The organism is Pseudoalteromonas sp. OANN1, from assembly GCF_024124685.1.
Classification (GTDB): Bacteria; Pseudomonadota; Gammaproteobacteria; order Enterobacterales; family Alteromonadaceae; genus Pseudoalteromonas; species Pseudoalteromonas piscicida.
In genome coordinates this window covers 15,663-36,529 of record NZ_JAMXSE010000031.1, presented here as the reverse complement: position 1 = coordinate 36,529, position 20,867 = coordinate 15,663, and the positions used below count along the sequence as shown (strand labels likewise).

The following is a 20,867-nucleotide window of genomic DNA, read 5'->3' as shown; positions in this document are numbered from 1 at the left end:
CATGCAGCATATGACTACCGCACAAATCAGGCAAAGCTTCTTAGATTTCTTTGCTAAACAACAGCACCAAGTGGTGCCTTCAAGCTCGTTAATTCCGGGTAATGATGCCACCTTACTGTTTACCAACGCTGGTATGGTGCAGTTTAAAGATGCATTCTTGGGTGCGGAAAAACGCCCTTATACGCGAGCAACCAGTTCACAGCGTTGTGTTCGTGCTGGTGGTAAACATAATGACCTTGAAAACGTAGGTTATACCGCAAGGCACCACACTTTCTTCGAAATGCTAGGTAACTTTAGCTTCGGTGACTATTTTAAAACCGACGCAATTAAGTTTGCTTGGGGCTTCCTTACGGATGTGATCAAGCTGCCAAAAGAAAAGCTACTAGTCACGGTCTACCATGAAGACGACGAAGCATTTGATATCTGGTCAAAACAAGTTGGTGTTCCTGAAGACAGGATCATCCGTATTGCAACGGCGGATAACTTTTGGTCAATGGGCGACACGGGTCCTTGCGGTCCTTGTTCTGAAATCTTTTATGACCATGGCGAGCACATTTGGGGGGGACCTCCGGGCTCACCAGAAGAAGATGGTGATCGCTTCATTGAGATCTGGAACTTAGTATTCATGCAGTACAACCGTCATGCAGACGGCACAATGGAACCGCTGCCGATGCAGTCGGTTGATACTGGAATGGGTCTTGAGCGTATCTCTGCAATTATGCAAGGTGTGCACTCAAACTATGAGATTGACCTGTTCCAAGCGCTGATTAAAGCAGCTGCAAAAGTAACAGATGCTCAAGATTTAGAAGATAAATCACTACGTGTGGTTGCTGACCACATTCGTTCGTGTGCGTTCCTTATTGCTGACGGCGTCATGCCATCGAATGAAGGTCGTGGTTACGTGCTACGTCGTATCATTCGTCGTGCAGTTCGCCACGGTAATAAACTCGGTGCAAAAGGGGCATTCTTCTATAAGTTAGTAGCTGCACTCGCTGAGCAAATGGGGGAAGCTTACCCTGAATTAGTGAAGCAACAAGCAATTATCGAAAAAGTATTGCGTATCGAAGAAGATCAGTTTGGTAAAACCTTAGACCGTGGTTTAACTATTCTAGAAGAAAGTCTAGCTGGTATTGAAGGCGACGTTATTCCAGGCGATTTAGTGTTTAAACTGTATGACACTTACGGCTTCCCTGCAGACTTAACGGCAGATGTGGCACGTGAGCGTTTTATGACGATCGACGAGCGTGGCTTCCAAGCATGTATGGAAGAGCAACGTAAAAAAGCGCAAGCGGCTGGCAAGTTCGGTGCAGATTACAACGAGCGCTTGAAGTCTGATAAAAACACTGACTTTAAAGGCTATGACGCTGAGCACTATACCGGTACTGTGGTTGAAATCTTTAAAGAAGGTCAACACACCAATACGTTAGAAGATGGTGAACAAGGCGTGGTTATCCTTGACCGCACGCCTTTCTATGCTGAGTCAGGCGGCCAAGTTGGTGATACGGGTGTACTAAAAGTAGCTAACGGCGAGTTTGTAGTTACTGACACGCAAAAGCTAGGTAATGCATTTGCACACCATGGTCATGTGGTTGGCCGCATTGGTGTTAACGATAAAGCCGATGCACGTATTGATGCTGAGCGCCGCGAGCGAGTGAAGAAAAACCATACTGCAACGCACTTGGTACATAAAGCACTGCGCGATTTGTTGGGTGACCATGTTACTCAAAAAGGTTCATTGGTACTGCCAGATCGTTTGCGTTTCGACTTTTCACATTTTGAAGGCGTCACTAAAGCACAGCTACAGCAAGTAGAAGATGCCGTGAACGCAGAGATCCGCCGTAACTTTGCTTTGCAAACCGAGTTGATGGATATCGATGCTGCCAAAGACAAAGGTGCGATGGCGCTCTTTGGTGAAAAATACGATGATGAAGTTCGAGTCGTTTCAATCGGTGGATACTCAATTGAGCTTTGTGGTGGCACACACGTGAAGCGTGCAGGTGATATTGGTCTATTCAAGATTGTCTCAGAAGGCGGTATCGCAGCGGGTGTTCGTCGTATCGAAGCGGTAACGGGAGCTGATGCCATCGCTTATGTTAATGAGCAAGAGCAAGTGCTTTCTGAAATTGCGGCTTTGGTTAAGGGTGATACCTCATCTGTGCTAGAAAAAGTATCTGCGCTACTTGAAAAGTCAAAAGGCCTTGAAAAGCAAGTTGCTCAACTAAATGACAAACTAGCAAGTGCCGCGGGTGCAACGCTACTTGACTCTGTAACCGAAGTGAATGGGATTAAATTACTCGTAGCGAACGTTGCAGGAACTGAGTCTAAAGCACTGCGAGGCATGGTCGATGACCTGAAGAACAAGATTGGCTCAGGTGTCATCGCGCTAGGTGTAGCAAATGGCGATAAAGTAAGCCTAATCGCTGGCGTAACGAAAGACTTAGTTGGTCAGGTAAAAGCAGGTGAGTTAGTTAATCACATGGCTTCTCAAGTCGGTGGTAAAGGTGGTGGTCGTCCTGATATGGCGCAAGCTGGTGGTTCACAACCAGAAAACCTAGACGCAGCACTAAACAGTGTTCCAACTTGGTTAAATGAAGTAACGCAGTAATCAGCAAGTGGCGCTGATTGTACAAAAGTTTGGCGGCACCTCGGTAGGTTCGGTAGAGCGTATTGAGGCGGTTGCCGAACACGTTATCAAAACACAACAACAAGGCCACCAAGTGGTGGTCGTGTTGTCTGCAATGTCAGGCGAGACAAATCGTCTCATTTCCCTTGCCCAACAAATCGATGCACGTCCAAGTTCTCGTGAGCTAGATGTGTTGATCACCACCGGCGAACAAGTTTCTATCGCGTTATTGGCGATGGCCATCATTAAGCGTGGGCATTCTGCCGTGAGCTTACTTGCCGATCAGGTTGGTATTAAAACCGATAACATGTTCTCTAAAGCGCGGATCACAGAAATAGACACAACCCGCTTAAAGCAAGAACTTGAGCATAACCGGATAACCATTATTGCCGGATTTCAAGGGCGTGATGGAGAAGGTAATATCACCACGCTAGGACGCGGCGGTACAGATACCTCAGCAGTTGAAATCGCAGGGGCTTTGCAAGCAGACGAATGTCAGATATATACTGATGTCGATGGTGTTTACACTACCGATCCGCGAATAGAGCCAAATGCAAGGCGTCTATCACATATTACTTTTTCTGAGATGTTGGAGCTAGCAAGTGTTGGCGCTAAGGTCTTGCAGATCCGTTCGGTTGAAGCGGCCGGTCGATATAATGTACCGCTGCGCGTACTTTCTTCGTTTTCTCCTGATAACGGCACCTTAATTAGCTATGAGGAAGGTAAGATGAAAAACACCAAAGTGGTCTCTGGGGTAGCGAGTGTCAAAGACGAAGCGCTTATCTTAGTTAACAATGTAGATGCAAAACCTAGTAATCTTGCCAATATACTTTCTCTTCTTGGTGAGCATAATATCGAAGTCGATATGATTAACCATTTGAACCACAGTGAGAAAAAAATAGACTATGCTTTTACTGTGCACACAAATGATTGTATTCTGGCGGAAGAAGTTTTAGCGCAACATGCACAAAATTTAGGTGGCGCAACGGTAGAGGTTAATGCTAACGTGGCAAAAATCTCAGCGGTTGGCATCGGGATGAAATCTCATTCAGGTGTTGCTGGTCTCTTTTTTATGGCATTGGCCGAAGAAAATATTCACACTCTATTAGTGTCTACATCAGAGATAAAAATCTCGGCACTAGTAGAAGAAAAATATTTAGAGCTAGCTGTACGGGCTTTACATGCCAAATTCGAATTGGAAAGTATAGAGTAAAAGAAGTTTTTGCTTACTTTTCTAGGAACTTTTATTTAAAATGGATTTGACGCGGAATCTTTTAAATTTTGGAATAACAGGAGCAAGAGAATGCTAATACTAACTCGTCGAGTAGGTGAAACCCTGATGATTGGTGATGAAGTGACTGTAACAGTACTAGGTGTTAAAGGTAACCAAGTACGTATTGGTGTAAATGCGCCTAAAGATGTTTCAGTTCACCGTGAAGAAATTTACATGCGAATCCAGGCTGAGAAATCTAGCCCGGGCAATATGTAATTGACCAAATACTGAATTACGATGTTAGTTAACATGGTTTAACTGGCATAAAAAACCCCGCCATTGCGGGGTTTATTATTTCTGGCTTTGCTCAGATAAAAAGGCTATCGCTTCTTCGTTAAGTCCAGATTTACTGATATAGCTCGGTTTGTTTTGGTGAAATACCAAAAAACCTCTGTTCGTTTCAACAAGTTTATCTAAGTCGTCAAATAGGTAAGAAAATTCGGCATGTGTCGCTTTGGTGCTAATGCCTGCTTTAGAGATTGAAACCTCGACGATATTGCCGGCGGCACGAGAATATGACTGTCTTATCACCCACCAAGCTTTGCGATAGTAGAAAGCAACGCATTCAACTACAGCCAATAGAATAAGAAAGTTCCCGACGTAGTGCTCCTGCAATCCGTAAATAGCAAACAGCCCCAGTACAATTAGCAGTACAAGCAAGCCATATTTCGGTTTAACAGCAAGCCCATTGGCTTCAGACTCTTCAAAACACTCTCGATAATAGGCTTTATCTAACTTAAATTGGCTTTGAAAAGATAAATTTTCATTTTGTTCAAGGGAGGGCATAGACGTTCGTTTTGGTAAAAATTTCCCCTTATTATACCCATCTATATTGAAAAAGCTGTAACGCGAATAAATTGTTTGCAGCTCCCTTTTCCCACATCCAGCGAAATACGCGTTATACAGGGTGACGTTAACGTAAACGTTAATTGTTGGTCAGTCCAATTTACAATTTATCTTGCGTAATCAAAAATCCATTCTATATTCATTAAAATCACTGTATTAGTCGGCGCTATTTTGAATATTTTTCATATTTATTACGTTAATTTTCCATATTTATTAGTGATTTCAAAGCTAACTTACTGATTGTATATAAGTTAAGTGTTTTGGTAATACCAATTTACAATGCGCTTTACAGCGGAACATTTTTTGTTATAAGGTGAATAAATATCTACAAAAAGTGAAGGTTTATACCGGTTCGTTAACATCGAACAGGAAAACCAAACAGCAAGTAAGGGGTAAAAATGGATATTGGATCGCAGCTACTGCAAGCAGGAAATCTCATGCTGACCGGTATGGTTGGTGTTTTTGTTTTTCTGTCCATTTTGATTTTTGCGATGCGACTGTTGGCCAACTTTGCTGCTCAATTTAAAGAAGTAGAGCCAAGTACCACAAGATCAAAAACAACCAGAGCAACATCGTCACAGGGTGTGCCACAGGCACATATTGCAGCCATTAGCGCTGCCGTTGCAGCCTACAGAAAAAACAATTAATAGGGGTTTTGCATGTCACAGTTAAAGCTAACCGAATTAGTGCTGCGCGATGCGCATCAGTCATTACTCGCCACCAGAATGCGCTTGGAAGATATGCTTCCTATCGCTGAGAAGCTCGACAATATGGGCTATTGGTCTGTTGAATCATGGGGGGGAGCAACCTTCGACTCGTGTATTCGCTATTTAGGCGAAGATCCATGGGAGCGGATCCGTGCACTGAAAGCTGCAATGCCAAAAACCAAACAGCAAATGCTACTGCGTGGTCAGAACCTATTGGGCTATCGTCACTATGCAGATGATGTTGTCGAAAAGTTTGTTGAGCGTGCCCACCATAACGGGGTAGATGTATTTAGAATATTCGATGCAATGAACGACGTGCGCAACTTAGAAACGGCTATTAAAGCGGCCATCAAAGTGGGCGCGCATGCGCAGGGCACGATTTCGTACACCGTAAGCCCTGTTCATACGCTGGAAATGTGGCTCACGCAAGCTAAGCAGCTCGAAGACTTAGGCTGTCATTCCATTTGTATTAAGGACATGGCTGGATTACTGAAACCCTATGATGCTGAAAAGTTAATCTCTGGGCTCAAAGCGTCCGTCTCTATTCCTATCGCAATGCAGTGCCATGCAACCACAGGGCTCAGTACTGCAACTTATCAAAAAGCCATAGATGCGGGTATCGATATGCTCGATACGGCGATATCTTCGATGAGTATGACCTATGGCCATAGTGCAACAGAAACTATCGCGGCGATTGTGGAAGGCACGGAACGTGATACAGGGCTTGATTTACTAGAGCTAGAAGAGATCGCAGCCTATTTCCGTGAGGTGAGAAAGAAATATGCAGCTTTTGAGGGCAGCTTGAAAGGAGTAGATGGTCGTATTCTATCTGCACAAGTGCCTGGTGGCATGTTAACCAATATGGAAAATCAACTGCGAGAGCAAGGTGCAGGTGACAAGCTTGACGCGGTACTAAAAGAAATTCCAAGTGTGCGTAAAGAACTTGGCTACTTACCGCTCGTAACACCAACTTCACAGATAGTCGGGACGCAAGCGGTATTAAACGTACTTACCGGTGAGCGTTACAAGTCTATAACCAAAGAAACGGCTGGCGTGCTGAAAGGCGAATATGGAGCGACACCAGCGCAAGTCGACCAAGCTTTGCAACAACGAGTACTTGAAGGCGCAGAGCCTATTACCTGCCGTCCTGCAGACTTAATTGAACCTGAGCTAGATAGTTTACAAAGCGAACTAGTCGCGACGGCAAAAGAGGAACAAATTACCTTAGCCGACGAGGTTATTGATGATGTACTTACCTATGCATTATTCCCGCAGATTGGCCTTAAATTTCTGAAAAATCGCAATAACCCAGATGCGTTTGAGCCAAAACCGACGCTTGTTGAAAGCCAACAACAAAAAGCTGCAGCGGCGCCTGCTAAAGCTAAGTCATCAGCTACTGAGCGTTACAGCGTAAAAGTGGATGGCAAAGTATATGATGTGGTGGTTGCGCCAGGTGGTGAGTTACAAGAAGTACAAGTCAAAGACAGTGAGCTTATACCGCAATCAACCTCGGTAAGCTCCAGTGAAACTTTGAATGCGCCACTTGCCGGCAACATCTTTAAGCTTATGGTGCGCGCAGGAGATGAGGTGCAAGAAGGCGATGTAGTACTCATCATGGAAGCCATGAAAATGGAAACCGAGGTGCGTGCAACACACAGTGGCCAAGTCGCAGAGCTACTCGTCTCTGAAGGCGACTCCGTCAGTGCTGGCGATGCCATCATGTCTTTAGCATAAGGATGTCGTGATGGAAGGGTTACTTAATTTATGGCAAGCAACAGGGCTTGCCAACTTCACCGTGCCTGCACTTTGCATGATGGCAGTGGGCTGCGGACTTTTGTATCTTGCGATCGCCAAAGGCTTTGAGCCGTTGCTATTAGTGCCTATTGGCTTTGGTGCCATACTCACGAACATTCCTGTTGCTGGGCTTGCCGATCCCGGTGGGCTCTTGTACTACGTGTATTACATTGGTATAGACAGCGGAGTATTCCCCTTGCTGATCTTTATGGGGGTGGGCGCGATGACGGACTTTAGTGCACTGATAGCCAACCCCAAGATGCTGTTGCTTGGTGCCGCGGCGCAGTTTGGGATTTTTGCCACTTTGTTTGGGGCTATTTTGCTGAACTATATTCCGGGCTTTGAATTTACCCTGCAAGACGCTTCAGCAATCGCCATTATTGGCGGTGCTGATGGACCAACTGCGATATTCCTCGCGTCTAAGCTTGCACCAGAGTTACTAGGGGCAATTGCGGTGGCAGCCTATTCGTATATGGCGTTAGTGCCAATTATTCAACCACCAATCATGAAAGCACTCACGACGAAAGAAGAGCGCCAGATTGCGATGCCACAGCTGCGCCATGTATCAAAAACCGAGAAAATCCTCTTTCCTCTGGCGGTACTAGGTTTGACGATATTGTTTTTACCTGCTGCAACACCTTTGGTTGGTATGTTTTGCTTAGGTAACTTGATGAAAGAGTGCGGTGTAGTAGACCGCTTGAGTAAAACGGCGCAAAACGAGTTGATTAATATCACCACTATTTTCCTCGGACTGGCGGTGGGCTCAAAGCTGGCCGCTGACCAATTCTTAACGGTTGAGACGTTGGGGATTTTAGCGCTGGGTGCCGTGGCTTTTGGAATTGGTACCGCAGCAGGTGTATTAATGGCTAAAACCATGAACAAGTTTAGCGATACCCCCATTAATCCGCTAGTTGGCGCAGCTGGGGTATCTGCAGTCCCGATGGCTGCGCGCGTGGTCAATAAGGTTGGCCTTGAAAGTAATCCGCATAATTTCTTGCTGATGCATGCGATGGGCCCCAATGTAGCGGGTGTATTGGGTAGTGCGGTTGCTGCCGGTATTTTGCTTGCACTAGTAGGTTAATTTACACTTCTCCAACCATTTGCGTGGCGATTTTAGATTGCCGCGCATTTTTTAGACCTATAATACCAGCTCAGTTGGGGAAATAAGACGGTAGCAAGTTTTGTTGTCACTTTGATGCTTTTTGGTATCAAATTGTTTAAAAAAATCTTTTTTGTTTCTATTTGGGGGTTGTTTTTCTGTTTTTTTTGGGTACTGTATTACTTGAGTATAACAATGAAAATAAGGAAGTAACATGAAATTAACTATAAAAAAAACCAACTTAAAAAGCTTATTAGGTAAAGAAATTGCAGCGTCTCAAACTAAAGATGTTGCGGGTGCAAGAGGGACTGATACATTAACAGGCCTAATGGCATGTAATCCACCTCCTACAGGTAAGCACTACTGTCAGCGTCCAAAAGATATGCTTTAAGCGCTATCTGAACTCATTCAGATTACAACTATATTACGCCTGATGTGAAACCATGTTGGGCGTATATACAACCAATAACTAAACCATAGAAAACATAACAATCCACTCTCCCACACGGGTTTAACACCAAAAAGTCGGTTTCTGTTATTTAGCAGTTTGACGTTTCATTTCGCTGGACTTTACATTCTGGAACTTGATAGTCTTTCGTCACTTTTAATTAACATGAACAACTTCAGATGAAGTTTTTAGCTCTTTTCTTATTTTTGTTACCCTGCGTGACAGTTGCAACAGAAGCATCGACTTTAGTGGTAACGCCCATTGCAGAGCATGTTTATAAACATGAATCTTCGCTACACGTTGAACCTTGGGGGTTAGTGGCAGGCTCTGGGCTAGTCGTGGTCGACGGTCAAGATGCGTACATTGTTGATACACCTTGGACCGAGCAAGACACAGAAGCGCTGCTTTTATGGACTGAAGACCGCAAGCTCGATGTTAAAGGGGCGGTGGTAACGCATTACCATCAAGATGCAAGTGGTGGTCTAGCAGTATTAAATAAACATCAGATCCCAACCTATGCATCAGCCCAAACAAATCATCTATTAGCCCAAAAACACAGCGCGATTGCGTTACATAATTTGCCGCAAGCCTCATCAGCGATTAAGTCAGGTGTCGTTGAAACCTATTACCCTGGTGCAGGGCACTCGAAAGACAATATTGTTGTGTGGCTGCCACAATCTAAAATTTTATTCGCAGGATGCTTTGTGAAAAGTGTGGCGAGTAAAAATTTAGGTAACTTGGAGGACGCTTCGGTTGATGAGTGGCAAGCGTCTATACACAAGGTATTAAGCCGATATCCGGAAATAAACATGGTTATCCCAGGGCATGGTAAAGAAGGGGATTTATCTTTGTTGCACCATACCGTTAAGCTAATCAAAATCGAGCAATCAAAAGGTAAATAAAGGACTGACATGAAATTTATTCCATTTCGTAATTTACGCTGTCCGGGTTTAGAAACTGCGCTGTGGTATTGTCGCTTGTTGTTTTTAACGGGCGTAGCCTTGATAGTACTTGGGGTGATCAAAGAGGGGATTGCAATTTATCATTGGCTAATCGCCATGATAGAAAACGGCGACGCGCCAATAAAAGCAGCTTACCTCTATGACTTAGATTTACTTTCACACCCAAACTTTCATTTGATCATTGTTGGAGTGGTGAAGATCTACTTCTCCTGTGGTCTTGCGATTAAATTGAAAACAATGTCCCATGAACAGGCGCCACAAAATTAACGGATACCACGTAGAGGAATCTCTTAGACTCTTTTACGTGGCAGAGTTACGATTTAAAAATTAATACTCCAGTTGTCCGCCATTTTGGATAAAGGCGACATATTCGTTCCAAACATCTTCAACACTGCGGCCCAAGATATGTTGAAATGCAGCGTCAAATGACCAGGTATAATTGCCCATATCTTTCGCCGCTTTATTAAACTTGTAGATAAACTCTGAGTCGTGCTGTTGTTTGACGTAATGTAAGAAAAACCCAGTAGTGGTGTAGCCACTAAGCCAGCGTTTAGCGTTAATGATATCCGGTGAGCGTGATTTATGAAAACCAGCACCGATCCGCACGGCATCAGCTAGGCCTTCGGTGTATGCCCAATTTTCCTTGCCATCACCATAGCTGTCATGAGTCAGCGGTGAGTTATTGTAACCATGGGTGACTTCGTGGAATAAAATGCCGTCGATTTCATCACGGATCACGGCATCGTTGTTATTATTATCACGATAAATACGCTCTAAGTGCGCGGTGCTAACGACGATAGTCATCTCACCCGAACCGTCTTGTCCCATCTTATAGGCAACGAAATCCTTACCCCAATGATCTTTGGCTCTCAGCTCAAACTGCAATTTTCTAAAACGCTGGGATTCACTGGCGTTGCGGTATAATACTTTTGCTACATCCACACAGCGCTCGGCCATGTGTGCAGCTGGGTTTGGTATGATCCGTTTAAATAATGCCGAGCCTTGTGTTTCAGGGTTTACATCAACAAAGTTCACTTCCGGACGTTGCCACGTGTCGTTTGGTGGTGTGCTATCGCTACTGACGGTTAATTCATAATTGGCGCTTTGGAAACCGTATACAGAAACATAAACCGGTGCGTTTGAGCTCAAATCACAGCGCTCGTTGGAGCTGGCATCATTGATACTTTGGCAGTCATAACTTGCGGTGGTCGGTTGGCTATTTGCTTTTAGGTATAGATCCGCATCACCGCTGCCAGTCAAGGTTGCTGTGATAGGAGCTGAGCTTGTAAATGGCCCAAAATGTGACCATTGGCCAGGGGTAACGCTGCCACTTTGGTTAAATGGCAAGGTTGTACCACCGTTTGCCGGAGCACCGATAAATTCGATTTCTGCAAGCTGTAATAAATTGGCACCTTGCGTTGCAGTAACATTTAAGCGCACAAAGCGGTACGCTTGATTGGTACTGACATTGAACTGCTTAGTTTGATGTCTCGAAGCAAAACTTTGATTGTTTTGCGAATCTATAGTGAACCACACTTGACCGTCTTGAGAGCCTTGAAGCGTCCAATTTTTGGGATCTCTTTGTGGCGCATCGTTCGCAGAAGTGAGGGTGTAAGCTGTTAAATTCACCGCTTCACTAAACGCATAACTTATCCAACCGGAAGCTGAAAAAGTAAGCCACTTGCTGTAGTGGTTATTATCAAATGCGTTGACTTTGCCCTCATAGGGTTGGTTTTCTCCTGAAACGCTGATAGCTGCGGCATTGGCAGTTGTCAGATCGCTATTTGCGTGCGCCGAGCTTAAGCCTAAGCTCATCAAAGCGGCTGCTATAAGAGAACGTTGGAATCGCGTTTTAGCTATACTCATGTTCATGTTGACCTCTTTTGTATCGTTCCACTTTTTGTGGGTGGATATCTGTTGATGTTGTATCCATGGCTATTTTTATTTTGGCGTCCAAATGAATTTGGAACGGTTTAATTGTTGTTGCTTTTATGTACGTTTGTCAAATAGAAATTTACTTTAATTTAACGATAAGGGCAGAATTGGTGTTCCTGATTTAGGTTGAATTACGATGCGAAGGCTAGGAATGTCAGGCGTTACAGGGCGTAATGTTAGGAATGTTATTTATTTTGGACTGTGTTTTGTTGGGGCGTGTTTGATTGATTTTTCGGGACTTTTTTATTCGCAGTCTCCTGGGCTGCATTTTGTTTGTGTTGTTTCTTTTTTAATCGCTTTCGCTCTGCTTTTGTTACGTGTTTTGCCACCCATTTGGCAATCTTTTGCATGAGCATTGGAGGGAAGTCATGACCCATCCCATTGACCAGTTTTAGTTTGGATTTGCGAATAGTAGCGGCGGTTTGCTGGCCAGCGGCCGCGGGGAAAATAGGGTCGTCGGTACCATGGATAACAAGTGTAGGCGTTTTTATCTTTGCCAGCGTGCGCTTGCGACATTGGCTTGCGACAATCGCCGCAAGCTGACGCTTAAATCCTTGCGGGTTATGTGCGCGTTCAATACTGTGTTTGGCTTGTTGATGTAGCGTCCCTTCGTCTTGAGGGTAGGCGGGACTGCCGATCAGCTGGTTGAGTTTTATATTGTATTGAATGGCAGATTGGTGGCAGTCTGACTTTGGCCGTGCTTTTGCTAGTTGCAGCATGACTTTTACATTTGCTGCGGTAAACTTGGGATATGCTGAGGTTGACATAATTGAGGTCAAACTTACCACTTTCTTTTTATGCTTAGCGGCAACGATTTGTGCAATCATCCCGCCCATAGAAGCACCAACAAGGTGGGCGCGTTTAATCTTAAGTCCTGCCATCAAAGCGACAACATCTTCAGCCATATCTTCTAGGGTATAGGGAACAGAAGCGCGGATGGGAAGCTTTTTACTTAGCATGGTTTTTATCACACTCGGTGAACCAAGATGATCCAAGTGGCTCGATAATCCCGTGTCGCGATTATCAAAACGGATCACCCGAAAACCTTTATTGACTAGCCCAAAGTACAATTCATCTGGCCAAATCGTCATTTGTGCCCCAAGACCCATTATCAAAATAATGACGGGGGCGTGAGGCGCTCCCTCGTCCTGATAATGTATGCTGATCCCGGTTGCAATCTTGATATCGGTCATTGTCGCGAACGTTTAGCTTGACTTGAAAGGGCTGCATTTAAGTATAGAGTGTGGGTATGAACTTAACTTTAAAATAGCAGTCAAAAAAGACGAAAATTTATTGCTAAATACCATTGCGCTTTAAAACATTTAGGTTAATATTCGCGCTTGTTGATGGTCGGAAATTATGCATCAACACTATCAATTTATATGATTCTTATTTGGAGTAAGTCATGACTAAAAAAAGCAAACTTCAGCATGCGCACCAGCGTGGTGAAATTAAAGACAACGCACTAAAAGCGTTGGTAACCAGCCCGTTGTTTAAGGCGAAAGTTGAAAAGAGCAAAAAAGGCAAAGGTAGTTATCAACGTAGCGTAAAGCACAAAGGCCAAGAGCCTTACCTTAAGGCAGCCTAAGCTTTAAGATAAGGTTTTTTGCTGATACATTTGCTTGTCAGCTTGTGTGATTAAATCGCTGATATCTGTTATCGGGTGTTGGGAAAATGCTCGTCCGACACTACCTTGAATTGCCACTTTTTGTTTCCCATGGCTAAATTGCAAGGAATTGATTTGTTGTTGCAGCTGTTGTGCTTTTTCTTCTGCAGATTGTGTGTTGTCAAATAAGCAGAGCGCTGCAAACTCATCGCCACCTAGGCGTCCTACAATATCTTGTTTTCTGATACTTGATGACAAAAACGTCGCAACATGGGCAAGCGCCTTATCTCCAGCATCGTGACCAAATTGGTCATTAATCAACTTAAACTTATCTAAATCGATGTAAAATAATGCCAGCACACCACCACGCTTATTAAATTGCTCGACTAGCACATTGGCTTGTTTGTACCAGCCTCGACGGTTAAAAATGCCGCATAATTGATCATAATTTGCTTCATTTTCAGCTTGTTGCTTTTGCTGTCTGAGCCGTCCAATGCGTTTAGATACCGCAACGGCAAGCAGTAAAGACTCAATGGCAAACGCAAAAATAAGTGCATAGCGCTGCATAAATGGACTATATCCCACTAACAGCACGCGAAATACCATACCGACTAATACTAGGCTCAGAGCCGCAAAAACCAAACTTGCTTCGCCAATTTTACGCTTGGTTTGAAGAGCAGATAGCACAAAGATAGTGGCGACAATAACGAGGGTTATATAGGCCATAATTTGGCTTAATAAGTAGGACAATTGTGCTTGTTGAGTGGGAATTTTAAGTATGCTCAGGAGCATCACGATACCCGCGGCACTTTTAAGTAACAACACGAGTTTTGGCCACTGCTTGTCAACAAGTAGGATACTCAACATAAACCAGGTTGCCGAAACCACAGTGAGACCAATACTAAGTAAATATGCGTGTTTGAGTAATGATTTATACTGAGATGAAACAAAAAGATTTAATTGCCCTTCTTGGAATAATACAAATCCACAAAGGCAGAAGATATAAGTCCCGTAAAGCCTAAATATAGGATCATTGAGGCGACTACCCATGATCAATACATAGCAAATTAAGGTAAAGCAAAGGCCATAAAATGCGCCCATGACTAGGCTGGTTTTTTGACTTTCCCAAATAAATTTCGGCACGCTCATCAGCCTAAATCTTGGCGTATGAATTTGCATAGAATCTAAGCTTAAGGTTGCTGTGTACTTACCTTTTGGAATGATAAATGCGGGCTGTGAGAACTTAACTAGCGACGGGACATTGACTCCCCATTGATAGTGATTAAGGCCAACATCTACAAATGAAATAACGCTGTCCTCATTTAAATTGCAGGCTATAGAGACGGTGTTGTTGCCGCGCTCAATTTTGCTATAAGACGTGGTATTGATAGCAAGCGAAATCGAGTTGCCGTGAGCGGTCGTGAGCGAGCAATTGTCATCAAGCGCAAAAATTGAGGAGCTAAACAAAAATACGGCGCCGTAAATAACAGCGAGTAGGAGCGTAAGCTTCCCACTAAAGTTGCTGTATATTTTGACGCCATTCAACCTAGACTGCAGCACAACGAAAACCTAAGGTTATTGTTGTAGTTAATGTAACAAACTTGTGCGTAACTTAGCCAGTGTAAAAACCCTTTGACCAGAGACTTTTTACACCCTATCGAACAAGAAGCTAAACCAGGCAAAAAACAAGCAAAAGCTACTTAACCCAAATGCTAGGGTTCTTAATCGTAAGTTACTGCCCAGTACGTGCTCGTAGCTGTGCCAATATCTTGCTGCGACAAACACAGTGCTGAGCACAAACCAAAATTGTCCTGTCATTTGCTCAATATGCAAAAGTATCAGCAGTGCAATAAATAAAACGGGCTGCTGAAACTGGCTGTCATAGCTATTACCTAATAATCTTATGCGCTCGGGGAAGGCATGTTTTTCGACATAGCGAATATCTTGAAGTGCAATATCACCATTTTTGACTGCGCGAATTCTACTCGTTGCGGTCAAAAGGAATAATAACAGCGTTAGGCTAAGCAAAAATAAAATCGGAATATGGATCCACATAGTAAAGCTCCTGAGTTTGAAAGAGGTTTTACTTTAACTAGATTGATTGCTAACTTATCGTGTCAATAATGACTAATTTTGGTTTGATATTGCCATGAAAGTAATTTTGCTATGTCCTGAACATGTATTTGCGAGTGCATTAACTGGCGTGATTGATATTTTGAATGTGGCAAATAAAGTCGCTGGTAAGACGGTGTTTTGCTGGCAGACGGTTGCACTTTCTGGGCAAAAGTCGGTGATGAGTAGTCAAGGCTTAGAATTTGTTTGTCATGCTGAATTTAGCGCATTGGCTGATGCTGATGTCGTTATCTGGCTCGGCAGCCAGTTTTCGTCAGAGCCTTTGTTGTGGCAACAATGCCAACAGGTCAAAGCACAATTAAACAAGCATGGTATTGAATTTCATCCCGCGACTTATCAACTTGCCGGATGTTGCGGTACCGCATTTTTAGCCACAGCAGGATTGTTGGATCAAAAACAATTTACATGTAGCTGGTGGCTTACGCCCTTTTTTACACGATATTATCCCGTTTTAAAGCCCAACAGCCAAAAGGTAACAGAGCAAAGCGGTATGGTGTATACCGCGGGCGCGGCTCATAGTTACTTGCACTTGATGTTGCGGTTTATTACCGACGTGCTGGGTTCAGAAGTGGCAAAAACAATCGCCGCCTGGCTGGCGATACCAAACGAGCAAGCGAGTCAAAATGAGTTTGTGCAGCTCAGTGGCTTTTTACAACATAGAGATGCGCAATTGCTCAAAGCACAGCATCATATTAGTGATAATCTAGATGTTTCGCATAGCTTACATAGCCTTGCGAAACAGGCTTGTATGTCAGAACGCACGCTAATTCGACGTTTTAAACAGCACACGAGTATGACACCTTTTGAGTATGTGCGACTTGCGCGACTCGTTCGCACCAAACAGCTATTGCATAGCACCAATATGAGTGTGGAGCAGATAGCCAATCAGGTTGGCTACCAAGACAGTCAGGCTTTAGCGAAGCAATACAAAAAGTACTATAACCAATCGCTTAATCGAGTGAGAGGGTAGTGATATCGGGGGTCAGCGTTTTTTAATTTATGGACTCAAACATAGGGTCCATAAACAAACCGATGACAAAAAATAAACACCAAAAAACCATAGCAGACAACAAAGTTGCCATTATTGTCTTGGCAAGTGAACTAGCTGAAATAACATACAAGTAGTAGAAATATCGATAAATGACGAAGAGACTCAGTAAGGCTGAGCCTGCCATTCCAATAGTACCAATAGCTGGTCGAATAGTGTCATTTAGCGTCGTGTCATTATTTGGATCTGCCCAAATATGCATTTCATACATGTTTGTAAACATAAGCATAAGGAGTAGCATGCCTGATGTGTAGCAACATATTGCAAGGTGCGGTTTGAACTGGGGCGTTAAATTTAATTTCGAGAAAACTTTTTGCGTTACGAAGGCATACAAAGAAATAATAAGGACTGTTGGAATCATAGCTCCAGCAGCTTTGGTTATCGAAAATTTAGAAGCCTCTGTGTTAATTCCGCTACTCAAAAAATCATATCGTTCAAATAACCAACTAATAAACATTAGCTGGTTCAAAGATTTATATGAAAATGCAATGGATATAAAACCTATTATCACAAAGAATACAAGAGGTCTTACATGTGTAATTTTGTATGAGTCTTTCAACTCTTTAATTGATAAGACTTCATCCTTAATTATCTTAGGTCTAAATAAGAAGTCCCATGAGGTTATAACAAGTCTGCCAACAAACAAAATTACCCCCATAAGGAGGTTTTCCGCTGCTCTTCCAATATCAATATCTTTTACCCAGTCGGGGATACTTGCTTCTTTCTTTTCCATGATGCTTAAAAAGTTAGTCAAATAGCACTTGCGTCTTTTATAAAAAAGACGCGTCCATTTTCATTACATACTAATAACAGTTTATGTGGTTTTTTGCTACCTATATACTTTCAGGTTGTTTATTTATTATCAATTGGAAAAATCAACGTACTTTTCTCATATTGTGACTTTGGTGTAAAAACACTAAGAGACAAAGAGTTAAATCTTGGGCTTATAGGTCGCACTTCATTGCTCATTGCTCATTGCTTGCGCTCAAAGCCGCCTACCAGCTAAACTCCATACCAATTTGTCTAACTGGTAAGGCAAGCGATGAGCAAATACAGTTGGAGGAATATTTTCCTCCATTCAGTCAGTTCAACTTGTTTAGCTTGACGCGAGGCAACGGGTACTCGGGGTTTCACCGGGTTCGATGATATTAATATTGACCTCTTTTAAGTCACCGATTATGGGTTTTAAAGCTTTATCAAAACGATTTGCTGCGGCTTCGATTTTTTCGGCATAGTCGTCAATGGCATCAAAATTAGCAGCGTGGCTTTCAATTACAGCCTCAATCTGCTTGGCCTTTTCTTCTTGTTTAGCCAGTAGCGCTTTATTGATCACAAGTCGATCGTCGTCTTCTTGTATAGCCTCTTTACTAATGGCTTCCATTTCTTTGCTAAGCAGTGCGAGCTTGTCTTCAATATCTTTCATTGGTAACTCAGAAGCTGACATATCAAGCTCTGCCGCTTTGAGTGCTTTGTATGCAGCCACCTGTTCGGCGTCCATGGTGTGTTTGATTATTGGGTTACAGTCTTGGTAAGCGATAAGCTGGTAGCTACCTTGCGTTTGCGGCTCTGTTGGATTTGCATTGGAGTAGCCAACGCAGGCACTCACAGCCAGTGTTACCGAAATAATGAGTATTGATTTTGTGGTTTTCATAAGCACCTCGAAGGATAAGTCTGATTTACAAAATTAGTCGCGGTGCAGTCTGAAAAGGTTGGTTTTAGATGCGCAAGTAATAGTAACAAAATATGAATCGGGCAGTGAGCTTAGAATTAGTTGCTACTTTTATCAGGCGCTTGGCATTGGTGCTGTGCAATTTCTTCGGCGTATTTGGCCTTGACTAGTTCAACGTAATGGTTGAGGTTTTTATCAGGACTTACGGTAAAGGTCCGCTCACTTTTATGTATCGCGGTGATACGGTCCAAGCGAAATTCACGGTAATCACTGCGGAGCTGACAAAATGCGACCAGCGTCCATTTTCCACCCCAATAAACCAATCCGAGTGGCTCGATAATACGCAGGGTTTGTTGCTTTGCAACGTCTTGATATTCAAGTTGTACACACTGCTTAGCCGCAATGGCGAGCCTAAGTGTAGCGCTAAAGGATTGTTGTTGTGGTCCGTGCTTAAAACTCGAGACCAAATATGGGGAGTGGTCATGCTGTTGTTTGAGGTGAGCGGGTAGCACGGCCTCTATTTTGGCAATGGCCGCTTTTGCATGTGCGCTTAGTTCGGGATCCGTCCATGCTCCAACCATTTTACTGCCAAGTAATAATGCGGTGAGTTCATCATAGCTAAACATCATAGGGGGCAGTGGGTAGTCACCAATGATATAGCCGACACCTGCTTCCCCCTCAATTGGCACGCCAGAACTTTGTAAGTCCTGAATATCGCGATAAATCGTACGCTCTGATACCGTAAAGTGATCGGCCAATGACTTAGCGGTAACCGCTAATCGTCGACCCTTGAGCAGATCCACTAACTGAAAGAGACGTTCTGATTTATGCACGAGTTTTCCTTGTTATTCAAATCTCAGATTAATTAACCGCTACATGGCGTTTGAGAGAGTACATTACTGTGACTAATGGTGACACTCTCGCTGTCTATGTATTGCGTTAATCTTTGGCATACTTCGGTTGTTGGGAATTGCGCTGAAACCGCTTTTGCATGCTCCATCGATTGCCAATAAATAATATCTAAATACTCGCCAGTCTGACTGTCTTTAGTCAACGAACGATATAGTAACCCAGGTTGCTGTTCTACCCACTCGGTAAAAGCTGGGTTTACACCCATAATGTCGCTCTCTGTAGCACCAAGAGCCAATTTAAATTTTACAATCTCTACGACATTTTGTTGCATGGTCTTTCTCCTTTTTGAGTTCAAAAAGAGTAAACCACGATGTTGTGTCAGGGAGTGTCAGTAGTGTTTAAATATACAGTGCATTTTATATCGAGGGCCTGTTTATCTTTCAAGTTTGTTTTTGCAGCAGCTTGATTGGTATTTATACAAGGCAGAGTCTGCGTAGCATAGTTGTTCTATGTAAGTCAGGCGATAACACAGTAGAAATGCCAATCAAGCACTGCCCTTTGGGTTCACCTGAGTGCGCTCTGTTCATTGTTGCTCAACTTTTGCCTAGATTACTAGGCGGCAAGTCGAGCGTCGCGACCAAAACACACTCAGGAGAACAAAATCAAACAGCAAAGGTCAACAGGCCCTGGCAAAACAAAGGATCTGTATTAGGATTTAGGGTACTGCAATTGGCAGGATTAACCGTGTAAAGGATAAGGAAATGAAATTAAGTACAAGCATATTTGCAACCAGTTTGGTTGCATCCGCTATCTGCGCTTCCCATGTTTTTGCAAAGGACACAAATGACAGCGATGTCAAAAGACTGCATGTCTTGGCAAAGCAAGTCGCATCACAAAGTGTCAGTGGGTCGTATACTTTTGCTATCAACTGTCATACTAACCCCAGCATACTGAAACGTGCCGTTGAGCAAGTAAGTTGGCCTGTCGATGAAATTACCTTTGCTATTCAAGGACAATGTCAGGGCCCAATTAAGATCACGAGACCTGGTATCACCATTTCTGGGTCTGATAATACTCAAGATGTTATCTCTGCGGCGCAAAGCGGCGTGCAGCCGACCATATTAGTGGAGTCTGGTTCGGTTAAGCTCAATAACTTAGGGCTTGTTAGCACAGCTCAGCAAAGTAGCGTAACGGTGACGGCGCAGGGAATGGCAAGATTGGATAATGTCGCGACTCAAGTGCAAGGCACTGAGCCTGAATACCACTATATCGTGACAGATAATAGTAATCTTTACTTAAGTAATCTAAACCAAGCGAAAGTGAAAATAGCAGGGGGCGCTTTTGCTGAATTTGTAGCCGGCAATCAGGCGATGACAGCATATGTATTTGACACCGCCAATGCTAGAAGTACTCAAGGGAACCAGTTTGACGCAGTACAAGTTGCTGGAAATGGCTACTTTTTAGCAGATGGGCAGTCGCATATAAACCTATTGATGATCTGGAGTAAAGGCGCCGCCGAAATCGACCAGCAAAGTAGTGTTGGTGAACTGATGATGGGCGGCCAAACCTTGTTTGCTGCTTATCGAAACTCGACCTTATCAGGGCCTTACAGCTTCTTTGGTAATGTGGTTTTTGAGTTGGAGCACTCCTCTGCGACAAATTGGGTAACGCAAGAAAGGCCGCACTCGCTGTTTTCTGGTAATAATGCCGTCGTGAATGGCAAACTCTTTCCAAGTTGGAGTTGGCAAGGACAGGCACCGCAACCTGAGTAACTTGAGCTTCAAAACAATGAGTTAGCGTATTTCTTATTCAAACCTCAGGTTGAGAAATTATGCTACTACGCCGCTTGGTATTATGCTTTACTACTAAGCG

General features: G+C 43.6%; 21 protein-coding genes. 12 read left to right on the top strand and 9 right to left on the bottom strand.

What is annotated here, in order from left to right:
- Position 1: 1 nt before the first annotated feature.
- The 3 genes from alaS (at position 2) to csrA (ending at position 4,112) form a co-directional block, all read left to right on the top strand.
- Positions 2-2,605, top strand: a complete 2,604-nt coding sequence (gene alaS / locus NH462_RS20555) for an alanine--tRNA ligase (RefSeq protein ID WP_253107625.1) — start codon at positions 2-4, stop codon at positions 2,603-2,605.
- Positions 2,606-2,612: 7 nt separating this feature from the next.
- Entirely contained in the window at positions 2,613-3,836 is a 1,224-nt protein-coding gene (locus NH462_RS20550) for an aspartate kinase (protein WP_253107623.1), read from the top strand.
- 90 nt (positions 3,837-3,926) lie between these two features.
- Positions 3,927-4,112, top strand: coding sequence for a carbon storage regulator CsrA (csrA, locus tag NH462_RS20545; protein WP_010375935.1), 186 nt, complete (start codon positions 3,927-3,929; stop codon positions 4,110-4,112).
- Between the two features lie 75 nt (positions 4,113-4,187).
- Here the strand turns inward: csrA and NH462_RS20540 are convergent, their stop codons facing one another.
- Positions 4,188-4,682: a hypothetical protein gene (locus NH462_RS20540; RefSeq protein WP_010375933.1), complete on the bottom strand. Its 495-nt coding sequence runs from the start codon at positions 4,680-4,682 to the stop codon at positions 4,188-4,190.
- A gap of 458 nt (positions 4,683-5,140) precedes the next feature.
- On the opposite strand from NH462_RS20540, the gene NH462_RS20535 reads away from it, so the two are divergent.
- The 6 genes from NH462_RS20535 to NH462_RS20510 all read left to right on the top strand — a co-directional run bounded on the left by NH462_RS20535 (position 5,141) and on the right by NH462_RS20510 (position 10,019).
- Positions 5,141-5,389 (top strand): OadG family transporter subunit, encoded by a 249-nt coding sequence (locus tag NH462_RS20535; protein ID WP_010375931.1) that lies wholly within the window; start codon positions 5,141-5,143, stop codon positions 5,387-5,389.
- Between the two features lie 12 nt (positions 5,390-5,401).
- Positions 5,402-7,183 carry a sodium-extruding oxaloacetate decarboxylase subunit alpha gene (oadA, locus tag NH462_RS20530; RefSeq protein WP_239357230.1) on the top strand — a complete coding sequence of 594 codons (1,782 nt, stop codon included), beginning with the start codon at positions 5,402-5,404 and terminating at the stop codon, positions 7,181-7,183.
- Between the two features lie 10 nt (positions 7,184-7,193).
- Entirely contained in the window at positions 7,194-8,324 is a 1,131-nt protein-coding gene (locus NH462_RS20525) for a sodium ion-translocating decarboxylase subunit beta (RefSeq protein ID WP_253107621.1), read from the top strand.
- Positions 8,325-8,556: 232 nt separating this feature from the next.
- The gene (locus tag NH462_RS20520; protein ID WP_019647498.1) at positions 8,557-8,733 is read left to right on the top strand and encodes a hypothetical protein; all 177 of its coding nucleotides are present in this window, start codon (positions 8,557-8,559) and stop codon (positions 8,731-8,733) included.
- Positions 8,734-8,969: 236 nt separating this feature from the next.
- Positions 8,970-9,692, top strand: a complete 723-nt coding sequence (gene bla, locus NH462_RS20515) for a subclass B1 metallo-beta-lactamase (protein ID WP_253107620.1) — start codon at positions 8,970-8,972, stop codon at positions 9,690-9,692.
- Between the two features lie 9 nt (positions 9,693-9,701).
- Complete coding sequence (locus NH462_RS20510; protein WP_253107618.1) at positions 9,702-10,019, top strand: hypothetical protein; 318 nt, start codon at positions 9,702-9,704, stop codon at positions 10,017-10,019.
- 60 nt (positions 10,020-10,079) lie between these two features.
- Here the strand turns inward: NH462_RS20510 and NH462_RS20505 are convergent, their stop codons facing one another.
- Together NH462_RS20505 and NH462_RS20500 are read right to left on the bottom strand one after the other, a co-directional pair.
- Positions 10,080-11,624, bottom strand: coding sequence for a basic secretory protein-like protein (locus tag NH462_RS20505; protein ID WP_253107616.1), 1,545 nt, complete (start codon positions 11,622-11,624; stop codon positions 10,080-10,082).
- Between the two features lie 248 nt (positions 11,625-11,872).
- The gene (locus tag NH462_RS20500; protein ID WP_253107614.1) at positions 11,873-12,880 is read right to left on the bottom strand and encodes an alpha/beta hydrolase; all 1,008 of its coding nucleotides are present in this window, start codon (positions 12,878-12,880) and stop codon (positions 11,873-11,875) included.
- A gap of 212 nt (positions 12,881-13,092) precedes the next feature.
- Between NH462_RS20500 and NH462_RS20495 the strand changes: the two genes are divergently transcribed.
- A complete protein-coding gene (locus NH462_RS20495; RefSeq protein ID WP_010606219.1) occupies positions 13,093-13,275 on the top strand; it encodes a ribosome alternative rescue factor ArfA in 183 nt (60 codons plus the stop codon).
- Positions 13,276-13,278: 3 nt separating this feature from the next.
- Here the strand turns inward: NH462_RS20495 and NH462_RS20490 are convergent, their stop codons facing one another.
- On the bottom strand, positions 13,279-14,853 hold the full coding sequence (locus tag NH462_RS20490; RefSeq protein WP_253107612.1) for a diguanylate cyclase: 1,575 nt from the start codon (positions 14,851-14,853) through the stop codon (positions 13,279-13,281).
- An 87-nt stretch (positions 14,854-14,940) separates the two neighbouring features.
- Positions 14,941-15,348 carry an MAPEG family protein gene (locus NH462_RS20485; protein ID WP_010375915.1) on the bottom strand — a complete coding sequence of 136 codons (408 nt, stop codon included), beginning with the start codon at positions 15,346-15,348 and terminating at the stop codon, positions 14,941-14,943.
- 94 nt (positions 15,349-15,442) lie between these two features.
- Here NH462_RS20485 and NH462_RS20480 point away from each other — a divergent pair, with 94 nt between their 5' ends.
- Entirely contained in the window at positions 15,443-16,396 is a 954-nt protein-coding gene (locus NH462_RS20480; protein ID WP_010375914.1) for a helix-turn-helix domain-containing protein, read from the top strand.
- Between the two features lie 22 nt (positions 16,397-16,418).
- Here the strand turns inward: NH462_RS20480 and NH462_RS20475 are convergent, their stop codons facing one another.
- From NH462_RS20475 to NH462_RS20460, 4 genes are all read right to left on the bottom strand, one after another.
- A complete protein-coding gene (locus NH462_RS20475) occupies positions 16,419-17,207 on the bottom strand; it encodes a hypothetical protein (RefSeq protein ID WP_010375912.1) in 789 nt (262 codons plus the stop codon).
- Between the two features lie 363 nt (positions 17,208-17,570).
- Positions 17,571-18,125 (bottom strand): hypothetical protein, encoded by a 555-nt coding sequence (locus tag NH462_RS20470; RefSeq protein WP_010375911.1) that lies wholly within the window; start codon positions 18,123-18,125, stop codon positions 17,571-17,573.
- A 116-nt stretch (positions 18,126-18,241) separates the two neighbouring features.
- Positions 18,242-18,976, bottom strand: coding sequence for a YafY family protein (locus NH462_RS20465; protein ID WP_253107611.1), 735 nt, complete (start codon positions 18,974-18,976; stop codon positions 18,242-18,244).
- 32 nt (positions 18,977-19,008) lie between these two features.
- Positions 19,009-19,326, bottom strand: coding sequence for a hypothetical protein (locus NH462_RS20460; RefSeq protein WP_010375910.1), 318 nt, complete (start codon positions 19,324-19,326; stop codon positions 19,009-19,011).
- Between the two features lie 430 nt (positions 19,327-19,756).
- Between NH462_RS20460 and NH462_RS20455 the strand changes: the two genes are divergently transcribed.
- The gene (locus NH462_RS20455; protein WP_253107610.1) at positions 19,757-20,767 is read left to right on the top strand and encodes a hypothetical protein; all 1,011 of its coding nucleotides are present in this window, start codon (positions 19,757-19,759) and stop codon (positions 20,765-20,767) included.
- The last annotated feature ends 100 nt before the right edge of the window (positions 20,768-20,867 follow it).

Excerpts from the sequence above, each read along its gene's own strand:
- NH462_RS20535 (WP_010375931.1), top strand. The coding sequence starts at position 5,141 with ATGGATATTGGATCGCAGCTACTGCAAGCAGGAAATCTCATGCTGACC.
- NH462_RS20525 (WP_253107621.1), top strand. The coding sequence starts at position 7,194 with ATGGAAGGGTTACTTAATTTATGGCAAGCAACAGGGCTTGCCAACTTC.
- NH462_RS20495 (WP_010606219.1), top strand. The coding sequence starts at position 13,093 with ATGACTAAAAAAAGCAAACTTCAGCATGCGCACCAGCGTGGTGAAATT.
- NH462_RS20475 (WP_010375912.1), bottom strand. The coding sequence starts at position 17,207 with ATGGAAAAGAAAGAAGCAAGTATCCCCGACTGGGTAAAAGATATTGAT.
- NH462_RS20470 (WP_010375911.1), bottom strand. The coding sequence starts at position 18,125 with ATGAAAACCACAAAATCAATACTCATTATTTCGGTAACACTGGCTGTG.
- NH462_RS20510 (WP_253107618.1), top strand. The coding sequence starts at position 9,702 with ATGAAATTTATTCCATTTCGTAATTTACGCTGTCCGGGTTTAGAAACT.
- NH462_RS20485 (WP_010375915.1), bottom strand. The coding sequence starts at position 15,348 with ATGTGGATCCATATTCCGATTTTATTTTTGCTTAGCCTAACGCTGTTA.
- NH462_RS20520 (WP_019647498.1), top strand. The coding sequence starts at position 8,557 with ATGAAATTAACTATAAAAAAAACCAACTTAAAAAGCTTATTAGGTAAA.
- NH462_RS20540 (WP_010375933.1), bottom strand. The coding sequence starts at position 4,682 with ATGCCCTCCCTTGAACAAAATGAAAATTTATCTTTTCAAAGCCAATTT.
- NH462_RS20460 (WP_010375910.1), bottom strand. The coding sequence starts at position 19,326 with ATGCAACAAAATGTCGTAGAGATTGTAAAATTTAAATTGGCTCTTGGT.
- NH462_RS20480 (WP_010375914.1), top strand. The coding sequence starts at position 15,443 with ATGAAAGTAATTTTGCTATGTCCTGAACATGTATTTGCGAGTGCATTA.
- NH462_RS20500 (WP_253107614.1), bottom strand. The coding sequence starts at position 12,880 with ATGACCGATATCAAGATTGCAACCGGGATCAGCATACATTATCAGGAC.
- NH462_RS20455 (WP_253107610.1), top strand. The coding sequence starts at position 19,757 with ATGAAATTAAGTACAAGCATATTTGCAACCAGTTTGGTTGCATCCGCT.
- alaS (WP_253107625.1), top strand. The coding sequence starts at position 2 with ATGCAGCATATGACTACCGCACAAATCAGGCAAAGCTTCTTAGATTTC.
- csrA (WP_010375935.1), top strand. The coding sequence starts at position 3,927 with ATGCTAATACTAACTCGTCGAGTAGGTGAAACCCTGATGATTGGTGAT.
- NH462_RS20505 (WP_253107616.1), bottom strand. The coding sequence starts at position 11,624 with ATGAACATGAGTATAGCTAAAACGCGATTCCAACGTTCTCTTATAGCA.
- oadA (WP_239357230.1), top strand. The coding sequence starts at position 5,402 with ATGTCACAGTTAAAGCTAACCGAATTAGTGCTGCGCGATGCGCATCAG.
- bla (WP_253107620.1), top strand. The coding sequence starts at position 8,970 with ATGAAGTTTTTAGCTCTTTTCTTATTTTTGTTACCCTGCGTGACAGTT.